Source organism: Pseudooceanicola aquaeponti, from assembly GCF_050897975.1.
Lineage (GTDB): Bacteria > Pseudomonadota > Alphaproteobacteria > Rhodobacterales > Rhodobacteraceae > Pseudooceanicola.
The window spans coordinates 216,642-235,851 of sequence record NZ_JBPAXY010000004.1 but is presented as its reverse complement, the minus strand read 5'-3'; the positions used below and the strand labels follow the sequence as shown (position 1 = coordinate 235,851).

The following is a 19,210-nucleotide window of genomic DNA, read 5'->3' as shown; positions in this document are numbered from 1 at the left end:
GCGCGGCACGCCTGCCCATCAAGGCCTTCAGGGGGCCGCGGGGGGGGGCTCGACGGTCGAACGGCGTTTCGTCATCGGCCTTATCGGGCCAAACGGCTTCAGCCGGGTCTCTGCCACCGGGGAGTCGTGCGCCTAACCGGTGATCGGGCGCTCAGGCCCGGCCCTGCAACGGGCCTTGCTCTGCCGCGTGACGGTCATGAGCAGGGACAGCCGAACGGATCTGTCCTGACGGATCCGGCGCCCGGGCGCACCGCTTGCGCCGATCCAGCGTGCGGATCTCAACGCTCGGGACAGATATTCCCCTGCGCCCCCGGCGGCCTGTCAGTGCCCCGCATAAAGTCACTTTCTGGAACTTTTTCGGTATTTAAAATGATCTTTTGTCACGCCACGACCCCGCCTAGGGTGATGGCCAGACACGGATAAGGCCAACGGCACCCCATGAAAGACACGGCGAATACCATGAAACTGCATCAGGGGCTGGCTCGGGCCCTCGCTGAGCTCGACGTCACGCACCTCTATGGTCTTGTCGGAGATGCCAACCTCTTCATGGTGGATGCCTACGTCGAGGCCGGGCACGGTCGCTATATCGCCTGCACGCACGAGGCAAACGCGGTCCTCGCCGCGATCGGCGCGGCGCAGGCGACCGGGCGCACCGGCGTGGCGACGATCACCCATGGCCCGGCCTTGACCAACGTGATCACGGCGCTTGCAGAGGCGGCGCGCGGAGGTATCCCGCTGGTGGTCCTGTGTGGCGACACGGCCCCCGGGGATCTGCAACACCTGCAAAAGATCGACCAGCGCGAGGTCGTGGCCAGCACAGGCGCCGCCTTCGTCGAGATGCGCAGCCCCGCGACGGCGGTCGAGGATCTGACCCGCGCGTTCCGAATTGCCGCGCACCGGCGCTGCCCCGTGGTCTTCAACATGCGTGTCGACCTGATGTGGAACGACATGGCCGCGCCAGATGCGGCCATCGCCCTGCCCGCCTGCACCATGGCGCCGGCCTCTGGCGACGCCATGGAAGAGGCGGCGGGAATGCTGGCCTCGGCCCGGCGTCCGCTGATCCTTGCCGGTCGGGGGGCCGCAACCCCCGAAGCCCGCGCCGCCCTGCTGGAACTGGCAGCGCGCATCGAGGCCCCGGTCGCCACCACGCTGAAGGCCCAGGGCCTGTTCCATGGCGAACGCTTCGACCTGGGCATCTGCGGCGGCCTCAGCCATCCGACGGCCACCGAGGTGATCATGCAGTCGGATTGCATCCTTGCCTTCGGCGCAAGCCTGAGCAAGCACACCACCGAGGAGCGGGCCTATACCAAGGGCAAACGCGTGGTGCAGATCCTTCCCGACGCCGAGGAAAACCCCCGCCTCGACACGCCGACGCTGCGCCTGATCGGCGACATCGCAGGCACCGCGCGCGCCTTCACCGAGCTTCTGGACATGGCCGAAATCCCCGGCTCGGGCGTCACCGACGACGACCTTGCCCAGCGGTTGCAGGCCGAGGCCGAGGCCTTCGCGCAGCTGCCCGCCGCGGCAGGGACGGCCCCCGGCACCGTCGACATGATCCCGGCCCTGCGCCGCCTGAACCAGGCGCTGCCGCGCGAGCGGGTGCTGGTCGCCGACCTTGGCCGCTTCGTCACCACCGCCTGGCGCAACCTGCCGGTCACCCGGCCGCAGGATCTGGTCTACACCTCGCATTTCGGCGCCATCGGCTGCGGCCTCGGCGAGGCCATCGGCACCGCCACCTCGATCAGCGACCGCCCGACCGTGCTGGTCGCGGGCGACGGCGGCTTCACCCTGTCCGGCCTGAGCGAACTGGTCACCGCCGTGCGCGAAAAGGCCGACATGATCGTGATCCTCTGCAACGATGGCAGCTATGGCGCCGAGCATGTGCAGTTCACCAACCGCAACATGAACCCCGAGCTGTCGATGATCGCGCGGATCGACTTTGCCGCCACCTGCGCCACGCTCGGCTTTGCCACGGTCCGCGTCACCGATGACGCCAGCCTTGATGCCGCCTGCACCGCCATCGCGGAGCGGACCGGCCCCGTCCTCGTCGACCTGCGACTCGATCCCGACAAGATCGAGATGTAAGGCGGCCCCAAGATCCCGCCGCAGCCGCGACGGGGATACATGGCGCGCCCCGGGCACATGCTCCCTCGAGGCCCGGGCGCGCCGAATGACCAAGAAGCACCTCAACAGGAGAGAGCCTCAGATGACCCTCACCCGACGCAACTTCCTCAAGACCTCGGCCGGTGCCGCGGCCCTCGCCGCGATCGGCGCCCCGGCCTTCGCCCAATCCGACACGTTCATCGTGAACATGTTCGGTGGCCGCTGGGAAAACGACTGGCGCCAGCACGTCATGCCGAAATTCGCCGCACAGATCGGCCGTGATTTCGACCTCGACATCGGCCTCGGCATGGCATGGATTTCCAACTTCCAGGCTGCCGGCCCCGAGAACCCGCCGTTCCCGGCCGTCATGCTGAACGAGAAATACACCGCGATGATCCGCAATGACGGCTATTTCGCGGAACTGACCCCCGAGAACGTGCCCAACATGGCCGACGTGATCGAGCCCGCCATCCTGAAGGGCAACACCGCCGTCACCGGGATGCTGGCGCCGCTGGTCATCGCCTACCGCACCGACCTCGTGTCCGAGCCGCCCAAGGGCTGGGCCGATCTCTGGGACGAGCGGTTCAAGGGCCAGCTGGGTCTCTACAAGATCACCAACTCTGCCGCGACGATGATGGCGATGTGGGCCGGCGAGCACTTCGGCTCGGGCCGCGACGACATCGAGACCGCCGTTGCCAAGTTCAAGGAACTGGGCCCCTTCCCGCAGATCGGCTATTCCGCCCAGCTGACGCCGCTGCTGTCGCAGGGCCAGGTGGCCGTGGCGCCGATCGACCTCGGCGAGGTCAAGGCGATGCAGGAAGCCGGCATTCCAATCGACTACGTGGTGCCCGAAGAAGGTATGCTGGTGTTCGACCACTCGTTCTCGGTCTTCGAGAACAGCCCGGACAAGCAGACCGGCTTCGACTACATCAACTTCGTGCTGTCGCCGGAAATCCAGCTGTGGATGGCCGAGAACTGGCTCATCGCGCCGACCAACAAGACCGTCGAACTGCCTGAAGAGCTTCAGAAGTGGCCGCTGCAACCCGAGGTGGTCAGCCAGGCGATCCGCTTTGACTGGGATGAAACGCTCGCCATCATGCCGGGCTTGAACGACCTCTGGGAACGGACGATCTGAGTTATGGCGACGGTTGAAGTCAGGGATCTGCGCAAGCGGTATCAGGATTTCCTCGCACTCGACGGGGTGTCGCTGAAGGCCGAAAGTGGCCAGCTGGTGACCCTCCTCGGGCCCTCGGGCTGCGGCAAGAGCACCACGCTGCGGTGCCTTGCGGGCTTCCTCGAGGCGAACGGCGGGGAAATCACGGTCGACGGGGAGTCCATCCTCGGGACCCCTGCCAACCGTCGCGGTTTCGGCGTGGTCTTCCAGAACTACGCTCTTTTCCCGCACATGACCGTAGCCGAGAACATCGGCTACGGTCTCAAGATCCAGAAACTGCCCAAGTCCGAGATCGCGACCCGCGTCCATGACGCGATGAAGCTGGTGCGTCTCGACGGCCTGGGCGACCGGCTGCCGCGCGCCATTTCGGGCGGCCAGCAGCAGCGCGTGGCACTGGCGCGCGCGCTGGTGCTGAAGCCCAAGTTGCTGCTGCTCGACGAGCCGCTGGCGAACCTTGATGCGCGGCTGCGCGACGAGGTGCGCTGGCTGATCCGCGACCTGCAACAGCAGTCCGGCATCACCGCCTTCTACGTCACGCACGACCAGTCCGAGGCGATGGCCATGTCCGACATGGTCGCGGTGATGAAGGCGGGCCGGGTGGCGCAGTTCGCCACCCCGCGCGAGATCTACCAGCAGCCGACCGAACGCTACGTCGCCGACTTTACCGGCGAGGCGAATTTCATTCCCTGCCAGTCGGTCACACCCCAGGGCGAAGGGCGCTATGCCATCACCGCCGCCGGTGCCTCGCTGGCGCTGTCCGGCGTGCCCGGCATCACCGGCCCGGCCGAGCTGCTGCTGCGCCCCGAGGCGCTGTCGCTGACCACGCCCGAGGCAGGCACCTTCAAGGGCAAGGTGACGAAATCGGCCTTCCTCGGCGCCGCGCTGCATTGCGAGATCACCCTGGCCGACGGCTCCATGCTCAAGCTGGCGGCCGAACCGAACCACAAGGTCGTGCCGGGCGAAATGGTCGGCATCGCCATCGACCACAGCCACGCCTGGCTGATGCCCGAGGTCGCGCCATGAGCCTGAAGAACCCGAAGCTCCTGCTCGCCATTCCGGCGATCGCGCTCATCTTCGTGTTCATGATCCTGCCGATCACCAACATGGTCGAGATGAGCTTTCGCACGCCGGGGACCTCTGCGCCCTTCGGCGACGATTACACGACGCAGCATTACGACCGCATCCTGAGCGACGGCCACTACTGGTCCGTCCTGTTGCGGTCGCTGCTGACGGCGGGACTGGTGACGGTGCTTTGCCTGATCGTCAGCTATCCCATCGCCTGGCACATGTCGAAGGCCCGGGGGATGAAGGCGGTGTTCCTCTATGCCTGCATCGCCTCGCCACTGATGACCGGCGTGCTGGTACGCAACTTCGGCTGGATGATCGCCGCCGCGCTGAACGGCCCCCTGAACCAGACACTGCTTGGCCTCGGCCTCATCGAGATGCCGCTGCGGCTGCTGTTCACCCAGGGGCTGGTGATCCTGGCGCTGGTGCATGTCTTCGTGCCCTTCATGGTGCTGCCGATCAACAACGCGCTGCGCAACATCTCTCCGACGCTGATCGAGGCCTCCTCCTCGATGGGCGCGACCCGCCGCGAGGTGTTCCGCGACATCATCCTGCCGCTGAGCTTTCCCGGCATCTACCCCGGCATGATCCTTGTCTATGTCCTCGCCGTCGCGGCCTATGTCACCCCGGCCCTGCTCGGCGGGCAGATGGTCAGCTACATGCCGACGCTCATCATCGGAGAGCTGACCGGCACGTTCCAGTGGCCCTTCGGTTCGGCGCTTGCGATCGTGCTGTCGGTCTCCACCATCCTCGTTGTCGCGCTGTTTACCGCGCTGACCTCGCGTCTCATGGAAAGGTCCAAGGCATGAGCGAGATGACCAACACCTTTGGCCACCAGAAGCCGATCAACATCGCCTTCGGCGTCCTCATCGTGCTGCTCTACGTCTTCCTGATGGCGCCGCTGGTGATGATCATCGGCGCCTCTTTCACAAACGGGCTGATGATCGAGTTCCCGCCACAGGGCTTTTCCTTCCGCTGGTATGCCGAATTCTTCAACCGCCAGGACCTGGTGGACGGCCTGCTGATGTCGCTGCGCATCGGCGCCGTGACCGCCATCGTCACCATGAGCGTGGCGATGATGGCGGCGATGGCCGGTCAGGTGATCTCGGGGAAACTGTCGGGCTGGTTCCAGCTGGGCATGACCCTGCCGCTGCTGGTGCCAGAGCTGCTGACCGCCGTGGGGCTGCTGTTTTTCCTCTACAAGATCGAGATGGCCAAGACCGTGCTGGGCCTTCAGATGGGGCACATCCTGATGTCCTTCCCCTATGCCTACGTGTCCATCGCCGCGGCGATGCGGCAGGTGCCGAACTCGCTGGAAGAGGCGTCGCAAAGCCTGGGCGCCACGGGGTGGCAGACCTTCCGTCTCGTGATCCTGCCGCTGGTGATGCCGGGGCTGGCAATGGGGGGGATCTTTGCCTTCATCAACAGTTTCGATCTCTACACCATCTCGCTGCTGCTCAAGCCGCTCGGGGGCAACACCCTGCCGCTCGCGCTGTTCGACTTCCTGACCTACGAGTTCAAACCCACCGCTGCCGCCGCCGCGACCCTGTCGATCCTGCTGTCGATTGCCGGTGTGGCCCTGGTGCAGAAGCTCGTCGGCCTGCAACGCGCCTTCTGACCCTTCGGGGTCAGGGGCCTCTCCTTCCTGAAAGACCACACGACCATGACCGACCCGTCGGCGCGCCCCCGCATTCTCTATCAACTGGCCAGTCCGCTGCACCTGACCGCCGGTGAGGCCGTGGTGGCCAAGCGCCTGCGGATGCTTCGTGCCTGGGCCCCCTCGGCGGAGGTCGCGATCGCCTCGCCCGAGACCGGCCCCCGCGCCATCGAAAGCGCGGCGGATGCGGCCATGGTCTTCCCCGCCCTGCGCGAGGCGGCGGCGGGCTGGGCCGACCGGTACGACGCGGTGCTGATCGGCTGCTTCAGCGACCCGGCCGTCGATGCCCTGACCGAGGTCGCAGGGATCCCCGTCCTCGGCCCCGGCGAGGCGGGACTGCTTGCCGCCGTGCAACTGGGCGAGCGGTTCTCGGTGCTGTCCTCCGATCCCACGCCCAGGGGCCTGCGCCGCCGCATTCGCGGCATCGGCATCGAGGGCAGCTTTGTGTCAGAGATCACCGTGGGCGGCTCGGTCGCCGATCTTAACCGCGACCCGGACACCCATCTGCCCGCCATCGTGGAGCGGGCCCGTGCCTGCGTGGCGCAGGGCGCCGATGTGCTGGTGCTGGGCTGCTTCGCGCTGTCCTTCATCCCGGGCCTGCCCGAACGGCTTGCGCAGGCGGTCGGCGTGCCGGTCGTCAACCCGGTGATCGCCGGGCTCAAGGCCGCCGAGGCGGCCGTTCTCTACCGCGCGGGCCTGCCGCGCGGCCCCCTGCAACAGACCATCCGGAGCGCGCAATGACCTCCTCTGCTACCCCCGCCATGGCCCGGGACGATTTCCTGGCCCTCGTCGAAACGGCCCGTTTCCAGCGCCGCCGCCGCATCCCGATCGCGGATTTCAAATATCCCGAGGGGGTGAAGGTCGCGGTGAACTTCACCCTCGATTTCGACGCCATGCTGCTGCGCCGCCTGCTGAACGAACCCTGGGGCCAGAAGGCCAAGGGCGAATTCGGCGGCCGGGTCGGCATCTGGCGCATCATGGAGATGTTCGACGAAGAGGAGGTGAAGGTCACGCTTTTCACCCCCGGGCGCATCTGCGAGCTGTACCCCGAGGTGCTGAAGGCGGTCGTGAAGAACGGCCACGAGCTTGCCGACCACATGTGGGAACACGAGGTCTACCCCGACCCCGTGATCGAGGAGGCGCATCTGACCCGCACCCTTGCCGCGCTAAGCGCCGTGCAGGGCAAGCCGATCACCGGCACCCGGTCAAGCCACACCCCCGGCCTGCTGAGATCCAAGGGCGTGGTCTACAACTCCTTCACCTCGGCCCATGACATGCCGTTCTACGAGCTGGATCCCCAGGGCCAGAACCCGATCCTGCAACTGCCCTTCCACTACGCGCTGGACGACGCGATGTACTTCAGCTTCGGCTGGCTCGACACGCCCAACGACGCGCAGCGCGTGATGGATGTGGACGAGGTGTTCGAGATCTGGTGGGCGGCCTTCCTCCAGCAGTACAAGCAGGGCGGCTACGTGAACTTCCTGCTTCACCCCTTCGTCTCGGGGCACGCCATGCGGGTCGACATGATCCAGCGGCTGATCCAGCGGATGAAAACCCTGCCCGGCGTCTGGTTCCCCACCTGCGACGCGCTGGCCCAGCACATCCTGACCAACCACCCGATGCCGGAGGCGCAGTAATCCCATGCCCTGGAAAGAGTTCTACACCACCTCCGACGAGATCGGCCTTAGCGATGCCGAGATCCTCTGGCCGACGGGCCAGCAGATGGCGCTTGGCCTGACGGTCAACCTCAACCCCGCCGGCGCGGGCAAGGGCATCACCGCCAAGGACCTGGCCTATCCGACCTGGCATTACGGGCTGAACGAAGGGCTGGACCGTTTCCTGTCGCTCTTTGCCGAGCTGGGCATCCGGGCCACCTTCGCCACCCCCGCCGTGATCGCCGAGGGCTACCCCGACGTGATCGCGCGCATCCTTGGGCAGGGCCACGAGATCGCCGCCCAGGGGCTATATGGTGAGGACCCGGCCCTGCTCGCCCCTGGCGTCGAGGCCGAGCACATGGACCGCGCGGCCGAGGCCCTTGCCCGCGTCACCGGCGCCGCGCCGCAGGGCTGGTTCGCCCTGTCGCATCCCGACGACCGCGCCGCCACCGGCTGCGCCACGGACGCCACCATCGCCCTGCTCAAGGCGCGCGGCTACAGCTATTTCGGCAACGGGCTGGCGGATGACGCGCCCTATTACTGGGTGTCGGACGCGGCAAAGGGCGAGGCGCTGCTGACCCTGCCCTACTACTACCATTTCGACGACACCTTCTTCCTGATGTTCCCACGCGAGGGCACCGGGCTGGAGCGTCCGCAGGCGCTGCTGAACAACTGGCGGGCCGAATTCCGGGCGCAGTACCGGCGCGGGCGGTACTTCAACCTGTGCGTTTCGCCCGCACGGTCGGGCTGGGGCCACCGCTTCGACAACCTCGCCACCCTGCTGCGCGAGGCCATGGGCCATCCCGGCGTCTGGGCCGCCAGCGGCGCCGAGATCGCCGCGCATTGGCAGACCGTGCAGCCCGTGGAAACCTCGCTGAAGCTCGCCCCGAGCATCTGGCAGGACTACGAAGACAGCCTGAGCTGAGCCATGGAAAGCGAAGACATCCTGAAGGGCCTGATGGCCTGGGTCGAGATCGACACCCCCACCGGGGACGTCGCGGGCATCGCCCGGCTGGTCGACCTGATCCAGTCGCAACTGGACCCGCTGGGCTGTGCCGTGACGCGCATCCCGGGCCGTGACGGCATGGGCGACCACCTTGTCGCCCGGTTCAAGGGCGGAGACGGGCCGGGCGTTCTGGTCACCTCGCATATCGACACGGTCTGCGCCCCCGGCGCGGTCGCGATCCGCCGCGATGGTGACCGTCAGTATGGCCCCGGCATCGCCGACATGAAGGGCGGCGGCTACCTCGCGCTTTGCGCCATGCGCGAGATCGTCGACAGCGGCACGCCCCTGCCCGGCCCGGTGACGCTGATCTACAACTCGGATGAAGAGATCGGCTCTCCGACCTCTCACCAGCTGATCCAGGCCGAGGCCCGCAAGATGGGCGCAGCGCTGATCCCAGAGCCCGCGCGCGGCGACGAGGCGATCACCTTCCGCAAGGGCCGCGCCAAGTACACGCTCGACTTCCACGGCGTCGAGAGCCACGCGGGCTCGGCCTTTGCCGACGGGCACTCGGCCATCCTCCAGATGGCGCGCACCATCGGCCAGCTGGAGCAGATGACCGACCTTGCCACGGAAACCACCGTCAACGTTGGGCGCCTGCGTGGGGGCACCGAACCCAATGTCGTCGCGGGCCACGCCGCCTGCGACATCGACGTGCGTTTTGCCGATGATGCCCTGGGTGTCGCGGTCGAAGATGCGCTGAAGGCGCTGCGCTCCCAGGACCCCGAGGTGACCATCACCCTCTCGGGCGCGATCGAGAAACCAAGCCTTGCCCGCACGCCGGAAACCCTTGCCATGTTCGCCCGCGCGGGCGAGATCAACGCCGCGCTCGGGGCGGAGATGATCGAGACCCGCTCCGGCGGTGGCAGCGACGGCAACTTTACCTGCGCCGCGGGGGTGCCGACCCTCGACGGGCTTGGTGCCATCGGCAACAATTGGCATTCACCGCAGGAACACATCCTCGTCTCGCCGCTGTCGCGCCGCATGGCGCTGCTGCGCGAACTGATCCTGACCTATGCGGGCACCCGCCCCACCGGAGACAAAGAATGAAACCCAGCTTCGGACAGACCCGTTCCGACATCCGCCGCAACCATGCGCTGTTGACCCCGGAAAGCCACGAGTGGATCACCCAGCCCGACTGGCCGGGCGCCGAGATCGCCTTTCTCATCAGCCCCGACATGGGCGCGAAATTCGCCATGGGCCTGGTGCGCAGCGCAGAGGGGCTGAACGACATCGCTCCCGCCGCCCCCGGCATCGCCCGTTTCGTCTTCGTGCTGGAGGGCGAGGCCAGCCTCTCGACCGGTCAGACCCTTGGCGCCGAGGGCTACGCCTTCCTGCCGCCGGAAACCGACGCCAGGCTGAGCGCCCCGGCAGGCCTGTCCCTGCTGCTGATGGAATGGCGTTTCGTGGCGCGCGGCGCGATCCCCGCGCCGGTCTTCGGCAAGGTAAGCGACATCAAGAGCACCCCCCTGCGCGGCGACGACTGGCTGATGGTGCAGAAGATGCTGCCCACCGACGCCGCGTTCGACGGCGAGGTCAACATCATGAACTTCCACCCCGGCGCCTCGCTCGCCTATGTGGAAACCCATTTCATGGAGCACGGCCTGCTGATGCTGGACGGTGGCGGGATCTACCGGCTGGATGACCAGTGGTATCCGGTGGGCAAGGGCGACGCCATCTGGATGGGCCCCCATGTGCCGCAGTGGTTCGGCGCCCTGGGGCGGACCCCCTCGCGCTACCTCATCTACAAGAACTACAACCGGTCGCCGCTGGCCGAGCGATGATCCGACTATCCCCCGTAGTTCGCGAAAATCGTCTTGATGGCTGCGGCGAAAGCCACCGAAGAGGCGGTCGGCGTGCGCCCGGCCATGCGGCAGCAGGCCACCGGCGGGCTTTCGAACGGCAGGTTCTCCAGCTCGACGAAGGCGATCTTCTCGCGGCGGATCTGAAGGAAGCGCCCAAAGACGATACCGATGCCCATGCCGCTTTCGACCATCTGCCGCAGCAGGGTGAAGCTGTTGGTGCTCATGATCTCGCGGACGGTGACACCGCTTTGCACCAGCGCATCTTCCAGAAGCTGGCGCATCGGGATCGAATTGTCGGGGAAGATCATCCTCTCGCCGTCGATGTCCTCGATACGCACGTCCCGCAGGCGTGCCATCGGATGATCCAGCGCGGTGACGACGTAGGTGCGGCGCTTCAGGGTCGCCAGCGTCTCGATCTCTGCCGAGGGCGGGAAGTTGTAGCCAAGCGCGATGTCGATATCGCCATCCTGCATCCGGGTCAGGATCTCGCGGGTGTTCTCGACGATGATTGTGAACTTCAGTCCGGGGTGGTTGTAGCTCATGTCGCGCAGGATGCCCGGCAGAAGATCCGAGGCGAGCACCTCGTTGACGCCCAGCCGCAGGTGACCGCGCTGAAGGCCCTGCAACTGGTCGATCTCATCCTGGGCGATGGTCAGTTCGTTGACCACCGAGGCGCAGCGAAACAACAGGATCTCGCCCGCCTCGGTCAGCTCGAGCCCGGCGCGCCCCCGGTCCCGGCGGAACAATTCGACGTCCAGCGCCAGTTCCAGGTTCTTGATCTGCTTGCTGACCGCCGAGGGGGCCACGTGCAACTTGTCCGCCGCAGCCCGGAAGGACCCAAGCTGGGCGACTTCGATGAAATGCCTCAATCCGGGCAGTCGCCCGAGGATCTTGCTGGGTGGCATTGGGGGCTCCCGCGATCGAACAGTCTAGCGTCAAGGAGCGCATCATAGATGGACCGAACCGGCATTCAACACGACAGTGCCAACATCGACGCGCTGAAAGAGCTGGCCGAAGTGCTTGGGGGGAAAGGCCTCTTCACGCAAGAGAGCGATCGCGCGCGCTATGCTTCGGACCAGTCCGGTCTTGCGGGCGCCATGCCCCTGGCCGTGCTGCGACCGGCAGACACCGAGGAGGTGTCGCATGTGCTGGCGATATGCAACCGCCACCGGATCGGCGTCGTGCCGCAGGGCGGGCGCACCGGGCTGTCGGGCGGCGCCTGCTGCCCGCAAGGCACTGTGGTGCTGTCGACCGAGCGCCTGTCGGGCATCCTAGAAATCGACAGCGAGGCGATGACCCTGACGGCCTGGGCCGGGACACCGCTGGAGGCGGTGCAGGAGGCGGCGCGCGCCGCCGGTCTCGACTACCCGGTCGACATCGGGGCCCGGGGCACGGCGACCATCGGCGGCACCATCGCCACCAACGCGGGCGGGATCCGCGTCTTGCAGCATGGCATGACCCGGCCCAATGTCCTGGGCCTGGAGGCGGTTCTGGCGGATGGATCTGTCGTGTCCCGGCTTGGAAAGACGGTCAAGGACAACTCCGGCTTTGACCTCAAGCAGCTTTTCATCGGTTCCGAGGGCACGCTTGGCGTGGTCACCAGGGCCGTGCTGCAACTGCGCCGGCATGTGCCGCACAGCGCCCTGGCGCTCTTTGCTCTGCCGAACCACGCCGCCGCGCTGGCCTGCCTCTCTGCCGCCCGTGACCGGTTCGGCGCGCGGATCCGGGCCTTCGAGGGGATGTGGCCCGACTACTGGGATTTCGTCTGCCACGAGACCTCTCTCGCGACAGCGCCGATCACGGGGCGGCACGGGTTCTACCTGCTGGTCGAGGTCGAAGCGGGCGAGGCACAGCCCGAAGACGAGCTTGAAGCCTTCTTCGCCCAGCTCTTCGAGCAGGACCTGGTCGAGGACGGTGTGCTGGCGAAATCCCTTGCCGAGGCGCAGGCGCTTTGGTCCGTGCGCGAAGCGGTCGGAGAGGTCGATGACGACTTCGGACATCACATCAACTTCGACATCGGCCTGTCGCCCTCGGCCCTGGGGCGCTTTTGCGACGCCGCCGATGCGGTGCTGGCCGAGCTGCCCGAGGCGACCGGCGTGCTGAAGGTCGGGCATGTGGGGGACGGCAACGTCCATCTGCTTGTGGCCCATGACGGCAGCGCCGCAGCCGAGGACCGGATCGAGACCGCGATCTATGGGGTGCTGCGGGACTGGCAGGGGGCGGTCACGGCAGAGCATGGCGTCGGCCGCATCAAGGCGCGCTGGCTGGGGCACAGCCGCACACCGGAAGAGCTTGCCCTGATGCGCGGTCTCAAGACGCAGATGGACCCGGCCGGCATCCTCAACCCGTCCGCAGTGTTTCCGCAAACGGACCTGTGACGGCAGAGGCCGCGCAGAACGTCCGGGGCGCGCTCGGCTCGCCCCGGATGATCCCTTTCGCAAGGTCGCTGGCCCACGCGACGCGCCCCGGGCGTTGGCGATCCCGAACTCCGGCGGCCAGGCTCGAAAGCAGGTGATCAACGGAGGGCCTGTCGCCCCACGCAGCCCCTTGCGCGCCGCAAGGAGAGAAGCGCCTGCGGGCCTCGGGCTGGATCCCGACACGGCCAGCATCGGTCCCGTGATGGCGCTTCAAATGTCGTCTCTGCTTCGCGTGGGGCTTGCCCGACATCGGCGGCATCAGCTGGACAGTAGGACCAGGCTTCGGACGGGCGCAGCCCCAGGGATGGCCAGAAGACCGACCGCCGGATCGAGGCCCTCAGGCCTCGGGACGTCAGGGCGGCCCGAAATGCAGAAAGGGCCGCGCGGATGCACGGCCCTTTCCGGAAACTCTCGCGGCAGAACTTAGTTCTGGGCGTAGTATTCGATGACGAGGTTCGGTTCCATCTGCACCGGGTAGGGCACGTCAGACAGGCCCGGGGTGCGGACGAAGGTCGCGGTCATCTTCGAGTGGTCGGCCTCGATGTAGTCGGGCACGTCGCGCTCGGTCAGCTGGGTGGCTTCCAGAAGGGCCACCATCTGCTTGGACTTCTCGCGGACCTCGATCACGTCACCCTCTTTCACGCGGTAGGAGGGGATGTTGACGCGCTTGCCGTTCACCAGGACGTGGCCGTGGTTGACGAACTGACGGGCGGCAAAGACGGTGGCCACGAACTTGGCGCGGTAGACCACGGCGTCCAGGCGGCGTTCCAGCAGGCCGATCAGCAGCTCACCGGTGTCGCCCTTGCGGCGTTCGGCTTCGCCGTAGATGCGGCGGAACTGCTTCTCGGTCAGGTCGCCGTAGTAGCCTTTCAGCTTCTGCTTGGCGCGCAGCTGCAGACCGAAGTCGGACATCTTGCCCTTGCGGCGCTGGCCGTGCTGGCCGGGGCCGTATTCGCGGCGGTTCACCGGGGACTTCGGACGGCCCCAGATGTTTTCGCCCATGCGGCGGTCGATCTTGTACTTGGCAGACGTGCGTTTGGTCACGGCTGATCTCCTTCTTAATGTTTCGAAGGGCGTTGTCCTCTCCCCGGACCTCTCTCTTGCGAGACAGGCAACCCGGGTTGACAGGAATCCCCTTGCGGGGCCCACCAACACCAATGAAGCCGCGCTTATACGGGCTGGGCAGAGAGAGTCAATCGGCGCGGGGCAGTTTCTGCGCCCTCCGCGCCCGGGGCCGCCGGGGCGCCGCCTAGGCCGCGTCGCGCATCAAGATCGCCGCCTCGGGGCGCGACAGGTTGCGCCGGGCATAGGCGCCGTAGTGATGCGGATCGTATTCCAGTTCCGGCCGCCCGGCCAGCAGCCGCGCCCGGTCACCCGGGGTCAGGGCCGAGAGGGCGGCATTGGCGGGGTGGAAACTGTCGGTCTCGATCCCGTTGGCAAAGAGGATCTGGTGATCGTCCAGCAGCAGATGCACATAGGTCACCTCGCGCACCGTGACATCGCGCAGGATCGAGCGGCCGTTGACCAGGTCGCGGGCGGTGACCAGCACCTCGTCGGTGTTGAACAGGTCCCGCGCCACGGCGCCCTTGACCAGCATCCGGTGCTCGGGCGAGACCAGCAGGCTTTCCTCGGGGCGGCGGATGCCGAAGGCGCCCTGGCGAATGCGGATCGGGCGCAGATGCGGCATGGTATAAAGACGCGCGCCGCTCATGCGGCGGGCGCCGATCCACTGGATGGGCTGCGGGCCGTTGTCCTTGGTCAGCACCCGGTCGCCTTCGCGCAGATCCTCGACCAGGCGCGGCCCGGTGGGCGTGGAGATCGTCGTGCCATGGGTAAAGCAGATCACGCCGCCCGCCCCTTCGGCGCCCTGCGCCGCCGGGGTCCGGCGCAGCGCCTCATGAACCACCCAGTGTTCGCGCCCCGCCTCGGGCAGCGCATCTAGGAACATCAGCAGCGGCGGCGCATGGGGGCCGACCTCGATCACCGTCGCCGCATAGGTGCGGTGGCCATCGGTCAGCACGAAGCCCGCCTCCAGCAGGGGATCCTCGACCTCGACCTGATCCGGGCGGCGGCTGTCGGTCACCGCGGCGCCGACCAGCCGGCGCACCATCCGGGCCGCGCTTTGGCGCATGTTGCCCTCGTCCTCGGGGCGGCCAAGGCTGAGCAGTTCGGTGGGCCCGTCGACCCGCACCGCATCGCCGCGCCAGACCCAGCCAGACCCGACCGACAGGGCGCTTTGCGGCGCCTGCGCCAGCCCGTCGATCTCGGTCTGCGACCACGAGAAGACATAGGTCCCCAGATAGCCCGTCCGCATCCGCTCTACTTACCCTCACATCCCAGAACCCACGACACACTCTATACGGGTGCCTATGAATTCGGACATTTTTGGGGAATTTCCCCAAATCGACCCTTTTTCGGGCCATCTTTTTGCCCTGATCCCGCGCGGTGCCGGATAAGGGGTCGTTTTGCGCCTGTGCCCGCCGCGCCTGTGGCCGGACTGACCGCAAAGTGGCGGGCGACGCCTGGCCCCGGGCGCGCACAACCAAAGCGTGATCGCCCCCTCGGGTCCGCGGCCTGCCGGACCCGGGTCCATACGATGACGTCTACCCCGAAATCCGGGCCAGAGGAAAGCGGCCCCCGGCCCGATCGCGCCGCGGCTGTGACCCGATTGCGCCAGAAAGCCAATGCGCTTTTCAATTTCGCGTTCAATGGGTTACTTGCCATTCACGCCAAAGACCTGGCGGTCGCGGCAGACCCGGCGCGGCACGGCAAAAGGGCCGCCGCGCCTGTCGCGCAGCGGCCCCGTCAGGCGCAGGATCCGGTCCGGGTCGGACTGAATCAGATATGAACCGAACGGCCCCCGCGCGGCCCGGCCAGCAGCCAGATGATGAAGCCCAGAACCGGCAGGATCAGAATCAGCAGGGTCCACAGGATCTTGGCCCCGCCCGAGGCGGAAGAGGTCAGCACCTGGTAGATGGCGTAGATGTCGGCGATCAGGACGATCAGTCCCAGAAGTCCATATTCCATTGGTCAGCTCCGTTGGTGGCGTGTCTGCCCTCTCAACGCGCATCCCCCCGGCAAAGGTTCCCTCAGCGCCCCAGACGGTGGCCGCTGACCATCCAGATGCCCACCTTCAGCAGCGCCGCCGCCTCGCGCAGTTGCGCCGCCTTCAGCTTCACCCCCCGGGGGCCTTCTGCCGGGCAGGCGGCCCGGGCGCGCAGGCCCAGATGCCGGGCGATCACCCGGGCGCGGCGGGCGTGGAAGCTGTCGGTGACGATCACCACCTCGCGCAGGTCCGGGCACAGCGCCAGGGCATTGCCGATGTTGCTGATCGTGTCGGTCGAGCGCTCTTCCAGCACCAGCGCCGCGTCGGGCAGCCCTTCGGCCCGCAGGATCCGGGCCATCACCGCCGCCTCGGAGGGGCCATGGCGCCCCACCCCGCCGCAAAGCACGACGCGCCCCACCTCGCCCCGGTGGTACAGCGCCGCGCCGCGCAGCACTCGCCGCCGCAACATCGGCGAGGCGCTGCCATCGGGGCGCACGGCGGCACCGAGGATCAGGGCAGTGGGGGTCATCGCCCGCGCCTAGCGCTTGCGCCGCTTCACATTGCCGCCGCGCTGGCCCGGGCGACCGGCGGTAGAGCGGCCGCGGGATTTGGTCGCCGCCTCGCCCGCCGCCTCGATGGCCGATTGCCGCGCCATCGGGTCGTCGCCCACGGCCAGGTCCACAGCCTCCAGCCGCTTGATCTCGTCGCGCAACCGGGCGGCCTCTTCGAATTCCAGGTTCTCGGCGGCCTTGCGCATCTCGTCGCGCAGCCCGTCCAGATGGGCCTGAAGATTGGCCCCCATGAGGGGTTTGTCGATCTTCGCCGTGACGCGGCTCTGGTCGGTGTCACCCTGGTAGAGCCCGGCCAGAATGTCGTCGACATTCTTCTTCACCGTCTCGGGCGTGATGCCGTGTTCCTCGTTATAGGCGATCTGTTTTTCGCGCCGCCGCTCGGTCTCGGCCAGGGCGCGTTCCATGGATCCGGTGATCCGGTCGGCATACATGATCACCCGCCCGTCGGCGTTCCGCGCCGCCCGGCCGATGGTCTGGATCAGCGAGGTTTCCGAGCGCAGGAACCCTTCCTTGTCGGCGTCCAGAATCGCCACCAGCCCGCATTCGGGAATATCCAGCCCCTCGCGCAGCAGGTTGATCCCGATCAGCACATCGAAGGCGCCAAGGCGCAGATCCCGAAGGATTTCAATGCGTTCGATCGTATCGATGTCGGAATGCATGTAGCGGACCTTGATCCCCTGCTCATGCATGTACTCGGTCAGATCCTCGGCCATGCGCTTGGTCAGGGTGGTGACCAGCGTGCGGTAACCGTCCGCCGTCACCTTGCGCACCTCGTCCAGCAGGTCATCCACCTGCATCTCGACCGGGCGGATCTCGACCTGGGGATCCAGCAGGCCCGTGGGGCGGATCACCTGTTCGGTGAAGACGCCGCCGGTCTGCTCCATTTCCCAGCTGCCGGGGGTGGCGCTGACATAGACCGACTGCGGGCGCATCGCGTCCCATTCCTCGAACTTGAGGGGGCGGTTGTCCATGCAGGACGGCAGGCGGAAACCGTGTTCGGCCAGGGTGAACTTGCGCCGGTAGTCGCCCCGGTACATGCCGCCGATCTGCGGAATGCTGACATGGCTTTCATCGGCAAAGACGATGGCATTGTCGGGAATGAACTCGAACAGGGTCGGCGGCGGCTCGCCCGGGGCGCGACCGGTCAGATAGCGGGAATAGTTCTCGATCCCGTTGCAGACTCCGGTGGCCTCCAGCATTTCCAGGTCGAAATTCGTGCGCTGTTCCAGGCGCTGCGCCTCCAGCAGCTTGCCCTCGCCCACCAGCTGGTCCAGCCGCTGGCGCAGCTCTTTCTTGATGCCGATCACGGCCTGGTTCATCGTCGGTTTCGGCGTCACGTAGTGGCTGTTGGCGTAGACGCGGACCTGCTGGAAACTGTCGGTCTTCTCGCCGGTCAGCGGGTCAAACTCGGTGATGCTTTCCAGATCCTCGCCGAAGAAGGACAGTTTCCAGGCGCGATCCTCAAGGTGGGCGGGCCAGATCTCAAGGCTGTCGCCGCGCACCCGGAAGCTGCCGCGCTGAAAGGCCTGATCGTTGCGCTTGTACTGCTGGGCGACCAGATCGGCGATCACCGCGCGCTGGTCGTATTCGCCGCCCACCTTCAGATCCTGGGTCATGGCGCCGTAGGTTTCGACGCTACCGATGCCGTAGATGCAGCTGACCGAGGCGACGATGATCACGTCGTCACGTTCCAGCAGCGCCCGGGTGGCCGAGTGGCGCATCCGGTCGATCTGCTCGTTGATCTGGCTTTCCTTCTCGATATAGGTGTCCGACCGCGCCACATAGGCCTCGGGCTGGTAGTAGTCGTAGTAGCTGACGAAATACTCGACCGCATTGTCGGGGAAGAAGCCCTTGAATTCGCCGTAAAGCTGCGCCGCCAGGGTCTTGTTGGGCGCCAGGATGATGGCCGGGCGCTGCGTCTGTTCGATGACCTTCGCCATGGTGAAGGTCTTGCCCGTGCCGGTGGCGCCCAGCAGGACCTGATCGCGGTCACCGTCGATGACCCCCTGGGCCAGTTCGGCGATCGCCGTCGGCTGGTCCCCCGCAGGGGCAAAGCTGGTCTGCATCACCAGGCGCTTGCCGCCCTCCAGCTTTTCGCGCGTCTTCACATCGGGCGCGGGGGCGTGCATCTGCGCCGGCAGGCTGTCGTTATGGGCGTAGGCCATGGGCTCTCCGATCGGGTTTGTTCCAGATTTGTCCTCTTTTCGCGCAGGTTCAACCCCGGCCGCCGCCCGGACCCTGACAAAGGGCGCCCGGACGTGCCGCCGCTTGCTCTTTGGCAAGAAATTCCCGATAAGGAAGCGTCATTTCAGGAGGTTTGCCATGCGCGCAAGAATCTACCGCCCCGCCAAGACCGCCATGCAATCCGGGACCGCCAAGACCCACCTCTGGGTGCTGGAGTATTTCCCCGAGACGCCGCGCGACATCGACCCGCTGATGGGTTGGACCTCGTCCTCGGACACTCAGACCCAGGTCAAGCTGCGCTTCGACAGCAAGGAAGCGGCACTGGACTATGCCGCCGAACATGGGATCGACGCCGTGGTCACCGAACCGCACGAGCGCAAGCCTAACGTGCGTCCCTTCGGCTATGGCGAGAACTTCGCCACCAACCGCCGCAGCGTCTGGACTCACTGAACTTTCCCGCACAGCTGTTGCGCGGCCCCCGGGGCCGCGCAAACATTTGACACCTGTTTAAAGGTGTTGTACCTTCCCC

Annotated in this window: 19 protein-coding genes; 13 read left to right on the top strand and 6 right to left on the bottom strand. The window is 66.8% G+C overall.

What is annotated here, in order from left to right; all coding sequences use genetic code 11:
* The first annotated feature begins 459 nt into the window (after positions 1-459).
* From ACRARE_RS10945 to allE, 10 genes are all read left to right on the top strand, one after another.
* Positions 460-2,085 (top strand): thiamine pyrophosphate-binding protein, encoded by a 1,626-nt coding sequence (locus tag ACRARE_RS10945; RefSeq protein ID WP_432656471.1) that lies wholly within the window; start codon positions 460-462, stop codon positions 2,083-2,085.
* A 121-nt stretch (positions 2,086-2,206) separates the two neighbouring features.
* Entirely contained in the window at positions 2,207-3,238 is a 1,032-nt protein-coding gene (locus ACRARE_RS10940) for an ABC transporter substrate-binding protein (protein WP_432656470.1), read from the top strand.
* 3 nt (positions 3,239-3,241) lie between these two features.
* The gene (locus ACRARE_RS10935; protein WP_432656469.1) at positions 3,242-4,300 is read left to right on the top strand and encodes an ABC transporter ATP-binding protein; all 1,059 of its coding nucleotides are present in this window, start codon (positions 3,242-3,244) and stop codon (positions 4,298-4,300) included.
* Positions 4,297-5,151 carry an ABC transporter permease gene (locus ACRARE_RS10930; RefSeq protein ID WP_432656468.1) on the top strand — a complete coding sequence of 285 codons (855 nt, stop codon included), beginning with the start codon at positions 4,297-4,299 and terminating at the stop codon, positions 5,149-5,151. The genes ACRARE_RS10935 and ACRARE_RS10930 overlap by 4 nt, the downstream gene beginning before the upstream one ends.
* Positions 5,148-5,960, top strand: coding sequence for an ABC transporter permease (locus ACRARE_RS10925; protein ID WP_432656467.1), 813 nt, complete (start codon positions 5,148-5,150; stop codon positions 5,958-5,960). Before ACRARE_RS10930 ends, ACRARE_RS10925 begins: the two co-directional genes overlap by 4 nt.
* A 45-nt stretch (positions 5,961-6,005) precedes the next feature.
* Entirely contained in the window at positions 6,006-6,740 is a 735-nt protein-coding gene (locus tag ACRARE_RS10920; protein WP_432656466.1) for an aspartate/glutamate racemase family protein, read from the top strand.
* Positions 6,737-7,636: a polysaccharide deacetylase family protein gene (locus ACRARE_RS10915; protein ID WP_432656465.1), complete on the top strand. Its 900-nt coding sequence runs from the start codon at positions 6,737-6,739 to the stop codon at positions 7,634-7,636. Before ACRARE_RS10920 ends, ACRARE_RS10915 begins: the two co-directional genes overlap by 4 nt.
* A gap of 4 nt (positions 7,637-7,640) precedes the next feature.
* Complete coding sequence (locus tag ACRARE_RS10910) at positions 7,641-8,579, top strand: polysaccharide deacetylase family protein (RefSeq protein ID WP_432656464.1); 939 nt, start codon at positions 7,641-7,643, stop codon at positions 8,577-8,579.
* Positions 8,580-8,582: 3 nt separating this feature from the next.
* Positions 8,583-9,707 (top strand): M20 family metallopeptidase, encoded by a 1,125-nt coding sequence (locus ACRARE_RS10905; protein WP_432656463.1) that lies wholly within the window; start codon positions 8,583-8,585, stop codon positions 9,705-9,707.
* Positions 9,704-10,441, top strand: a complete 738-nt coding sequence (allE, locus tag ACRARE_RS10900; RefSeq protein WP_432656462.1) for a (S)-ureidoglycine aminohydrolase — start codon at positions 9,704-9,706, stop codon at positions 10,439-10,441. The genes ACRARE_RS10905 and allE overlap by 4 nt, the downstream gene beginning before the upstream one ends.
* 5 nt (positions 10,442-10,446) lie before the next feature.
* Here the strand turns inward: allE and ACRARE_RS10895 are convergent, their stop codons facing one another.
* Positions 10,447-11,367 (bottom strand): LysR family transcriptional regulator, encoded by a 921-nt coding sequence (locus ACRARE_RS10895; protein ID WP_432656461.1) that lies wholly within the window; start codon positions 11,365-11,367, stop codon positions 10,447-10,449.
* A gap of 48 nt (positions 11,368-11,415) precedes the next feature.
* Between ACRARE_RS10895 and ACRARE_RS10890 the strand changes: the two genes are divergently transcribed.
* The gene (locus ACRARE_RS10890; protein ID WP_432656460.1) at positions 11,416-12,840 is read left to right on the top strand and encodes an FAD-binding oxidoreductase; all 1,425 of its coding nucleotides are present in this window, start codon (positions 11,416-11,418) and stop codon (positions 12,838-12,840) included.
* A gap of 462 nt (positions 12,841-13,302) precedes the next feature.
* Here ACRARE_RS10890 and rpsD read toward each other — a convergent pair whose 3' ends face one another.
* Positions 13,303-13,923, bottom strand: coding sequence for a 30S ribosomal protein S4 (rpsD, locus tag ACRARE_RS10885; RefSeq protein WP_432656459.1), 621 nt, complete (start codon positions 13,921-13,923; stop codon positions 13,303-13,305).
* A gap of 205 nt (positions 13,924-14,128) precedes the next feature.
* The gene (locus tag ACRARE_RS10880) at positions 14,129-15,193 is read right to left on the bottom strand and encodes a Hint domain-containing protein (protein ID WP_432656458.1); all 1,065 of its coding nucleotides are present in this window, start codon (positions 15,191-15,193) and stop codon (positions 14,129-14,131) included.
* 282 nt (positions 15,194-15,475) lie between these two features.
* On the opposite strand from ACRARE_RS10880, the gene ACRARE_RS10875 reads away from it, so the two are divergent.
* On the top strand, positions 15,476-15,727 hold the full coding sequence (locus ACRARE_RS10875) for a hypothetical protein (RefSeq protein WP_432656457.1): 252 nt from the start codon (positions 15,476-15,478) through the stop codon (positions 15,725-15,727).
* Here ACRARE_RS10875 and ACRARE_RS10870 read toward each other — a convergent pair.
* From ACRARE_RS10870 to uvrB, 3 genes are all read right to left on the bottom strand, one after another.
* Positions 15,718-15,906 carry a PLDc N-terminal domain-containing protein gene (locus tag ACRARE_RS10870; protein WP_432656456.1) on the bottom strand — a complete coding sequence of 63 codons (189 nt, stop codon included), beginning with the start codon at positions 15,904-15,906 and terminating at the stop codon, positions 15,718-15,720. The two genes, ACRARE_RS10875 and ACRARE_RS10870, sit on opposite strands and share 10 nt — an antisense overlap.
* Before the next feature lie 62 nt (positions 15,907-15,968).
* Positions 15,969-16,454: a YdcF family protein gene (locus ACRARE_RS10865; protein ID WP_432656455.1), complete on the bottom strand. Its 486-nt coding sequence runs from the start codon at positions 16,452-16,454 to the stop codon at positions 15,969-15,971.
* 9 nt (positions 16,455-16,463) lie between these two features.
* Positions 16,464-18,662 (bottom strand): excinuclease ABC subunit UvrB, encoded by a 2,199-nt coding sequence (gene uvrB, locus ACRARE_RS10860; protein ID WP_432656454.1) that lies wholly within the window; start codon positions 18,660-18,662, stop codon positions 16,464-16,466.
* Positions 18,663-18,819: 157 nt separating this feature from the next.
* Here uvrB and ACRARE_RS10855 point away from each other — a divergent pair, with 157 nt between their 5' ends.
* Positions 18,820-19,131, top strand: coding sequence for an ETC complex I subunit (locus tag ACRARE_RS10855; protein ID WP_432656453.1), 312 nt, complete (start codon positions 18,820-18,822; stop codon positions 19,129-19,131).
* Positions 19,132-19,210 lie beyond the last annotated feature (79 nt).

What these genes read in the sequence shown, in the direction of transcription:
- ACRARE_RS10935 (WP_432656469.1), top strand. Translation starts at nt 3,242, where the DNA reads ATGGCGACGGTTGAAGTCAGGGATCTGCGCAAGCGGTATCAGGATTTC.
- ACRARE_RS10920 (WP_432656466.1), top strand. Translation starts at nt 6,006, where the DNA reads ATGACCGACCCGTCGGCGCGCCCCCGCATTCTCTATCAACTGGCCAGT.
- uvrB (WP_432656454.1), bottom strand. Translation starts at nt 18,662, where the DNA reads ATGGCCTACGCCCATAACGACAGCCTGCCGGCGCAGATGCACGCCCCC.
- ACRARE_RS10945 (WP_432656471.1), top strand. Translation starts at nt 460, where the DNA reads ATGAAACTGCATCAGGGGCTGGCTCGGGCCCTCGCTGAGCTCGACGTC.
- ACRARE_RS10940 (WP_432656470.1), top strand. Translation starts at nt 2,207, where the DNA reads ATGACCCTCACCCGACGCAACTTCCTCAAGACCTCGGCCGGTGCCGCG.
- ACRARE_RS10905 (WP_432656463.1), top strand. Translation starts at nt 8,583, where the DNA reads ATGGAAAGCGAAGACATCCTGAAGGGCCTGATGGCCTGGGTCGAGATC.
- ACRARE_RS10890 (WP_432656460.1), top strand. Translation starts at nt 11,416, where the DNA reads ATGGACCGAACCGGCATTCAACACGACAGTGCCAACATCGACGCGCTG.
- ACRARE_RS10855 (WP_432656453.1), top strand. Translation starts at nt 18,820, where the DNA reads ATGCGCGCAAGAATCTACCGCCCCGCCAAGACCGCCATGCAATCCGGG.
- allE (WP_432656462.1), top strand. Translation starts at nt 9,704, where the DNA reads ATGAAACCCAGCTTCGGACAGACCCGTTCCGACATCCGCCGCAACCAT.
- ACRARE_RS10925 (WP_432656467.1), top strand. Translation starts at nt 5,148, where the DNA reads ATGAGCGAGATGACCAACACCTTTGGCCACCAGAAGCCGATCAACATC.
- ACRARE_RS10895 (WP_432656461.1), bottom strand. Translation starts at nt 11,367, where the DNA reads ATGCCACCCAGCAAGATCCTCGGGCGACTGCCCGGATTGAGGCATTTC.
- ACRARE_RS10910 (WP_432656464.1), top strand. Translation starts at nt 7,641, where the DNA reads ATGCCCTGGAAAGAGTTCTACACCACCTCCGACGAGATCGGCCTTAGC.
- ACRARE_RS10930 (WP_432656468.1), top strand. Translation starts at nt 4,297, where the DNA reads ATGAGCCTGAAGAACCCGAAGCTCCTGCTCGCCATTCCGGCGATCGCG.
- ACRARE_RS10880 (WP_432656458.1), bottom strand. Translation starts at nt 15,193, where the DNA reads ATGCGGACGGGCTATCTGGGGACCTATGTCTTCTCGTGGTCGCAGACC.
- ACRARE_RS10915 (WP_432656465.1), top strand. Translation starts at nt 6,737, where the DNA reads ATGACCTCCTCTGCTACCCCCGCCATGGCCCGGGACGATTTCCTGGCC.
- ACRARE_RS10870 (WP_432656456.1), bottom strand. Translation starts at nt 15,906, where the DNA reads ATGGAATATGGACTTCTGGGACTGATCGTCCTGATCGCCGACATCTAC.
- ACRARE_RS10865 (WP_432656455.1), bottom strand. Translation starts at nt 16,454, where the DNA reads ATGACCCCCACTGCCCTGATCCTCGGTGCCGCCGTGCGCCCCGATGGC.
- ACRARE_RS10875 (WP_432656457.1), top strand. Translation starts at nt 15,476, where the DNA reads ATGACGTCTACCCCGAAATCCGGGCCAGAGGAAAGCGGCCCCCGGCCC.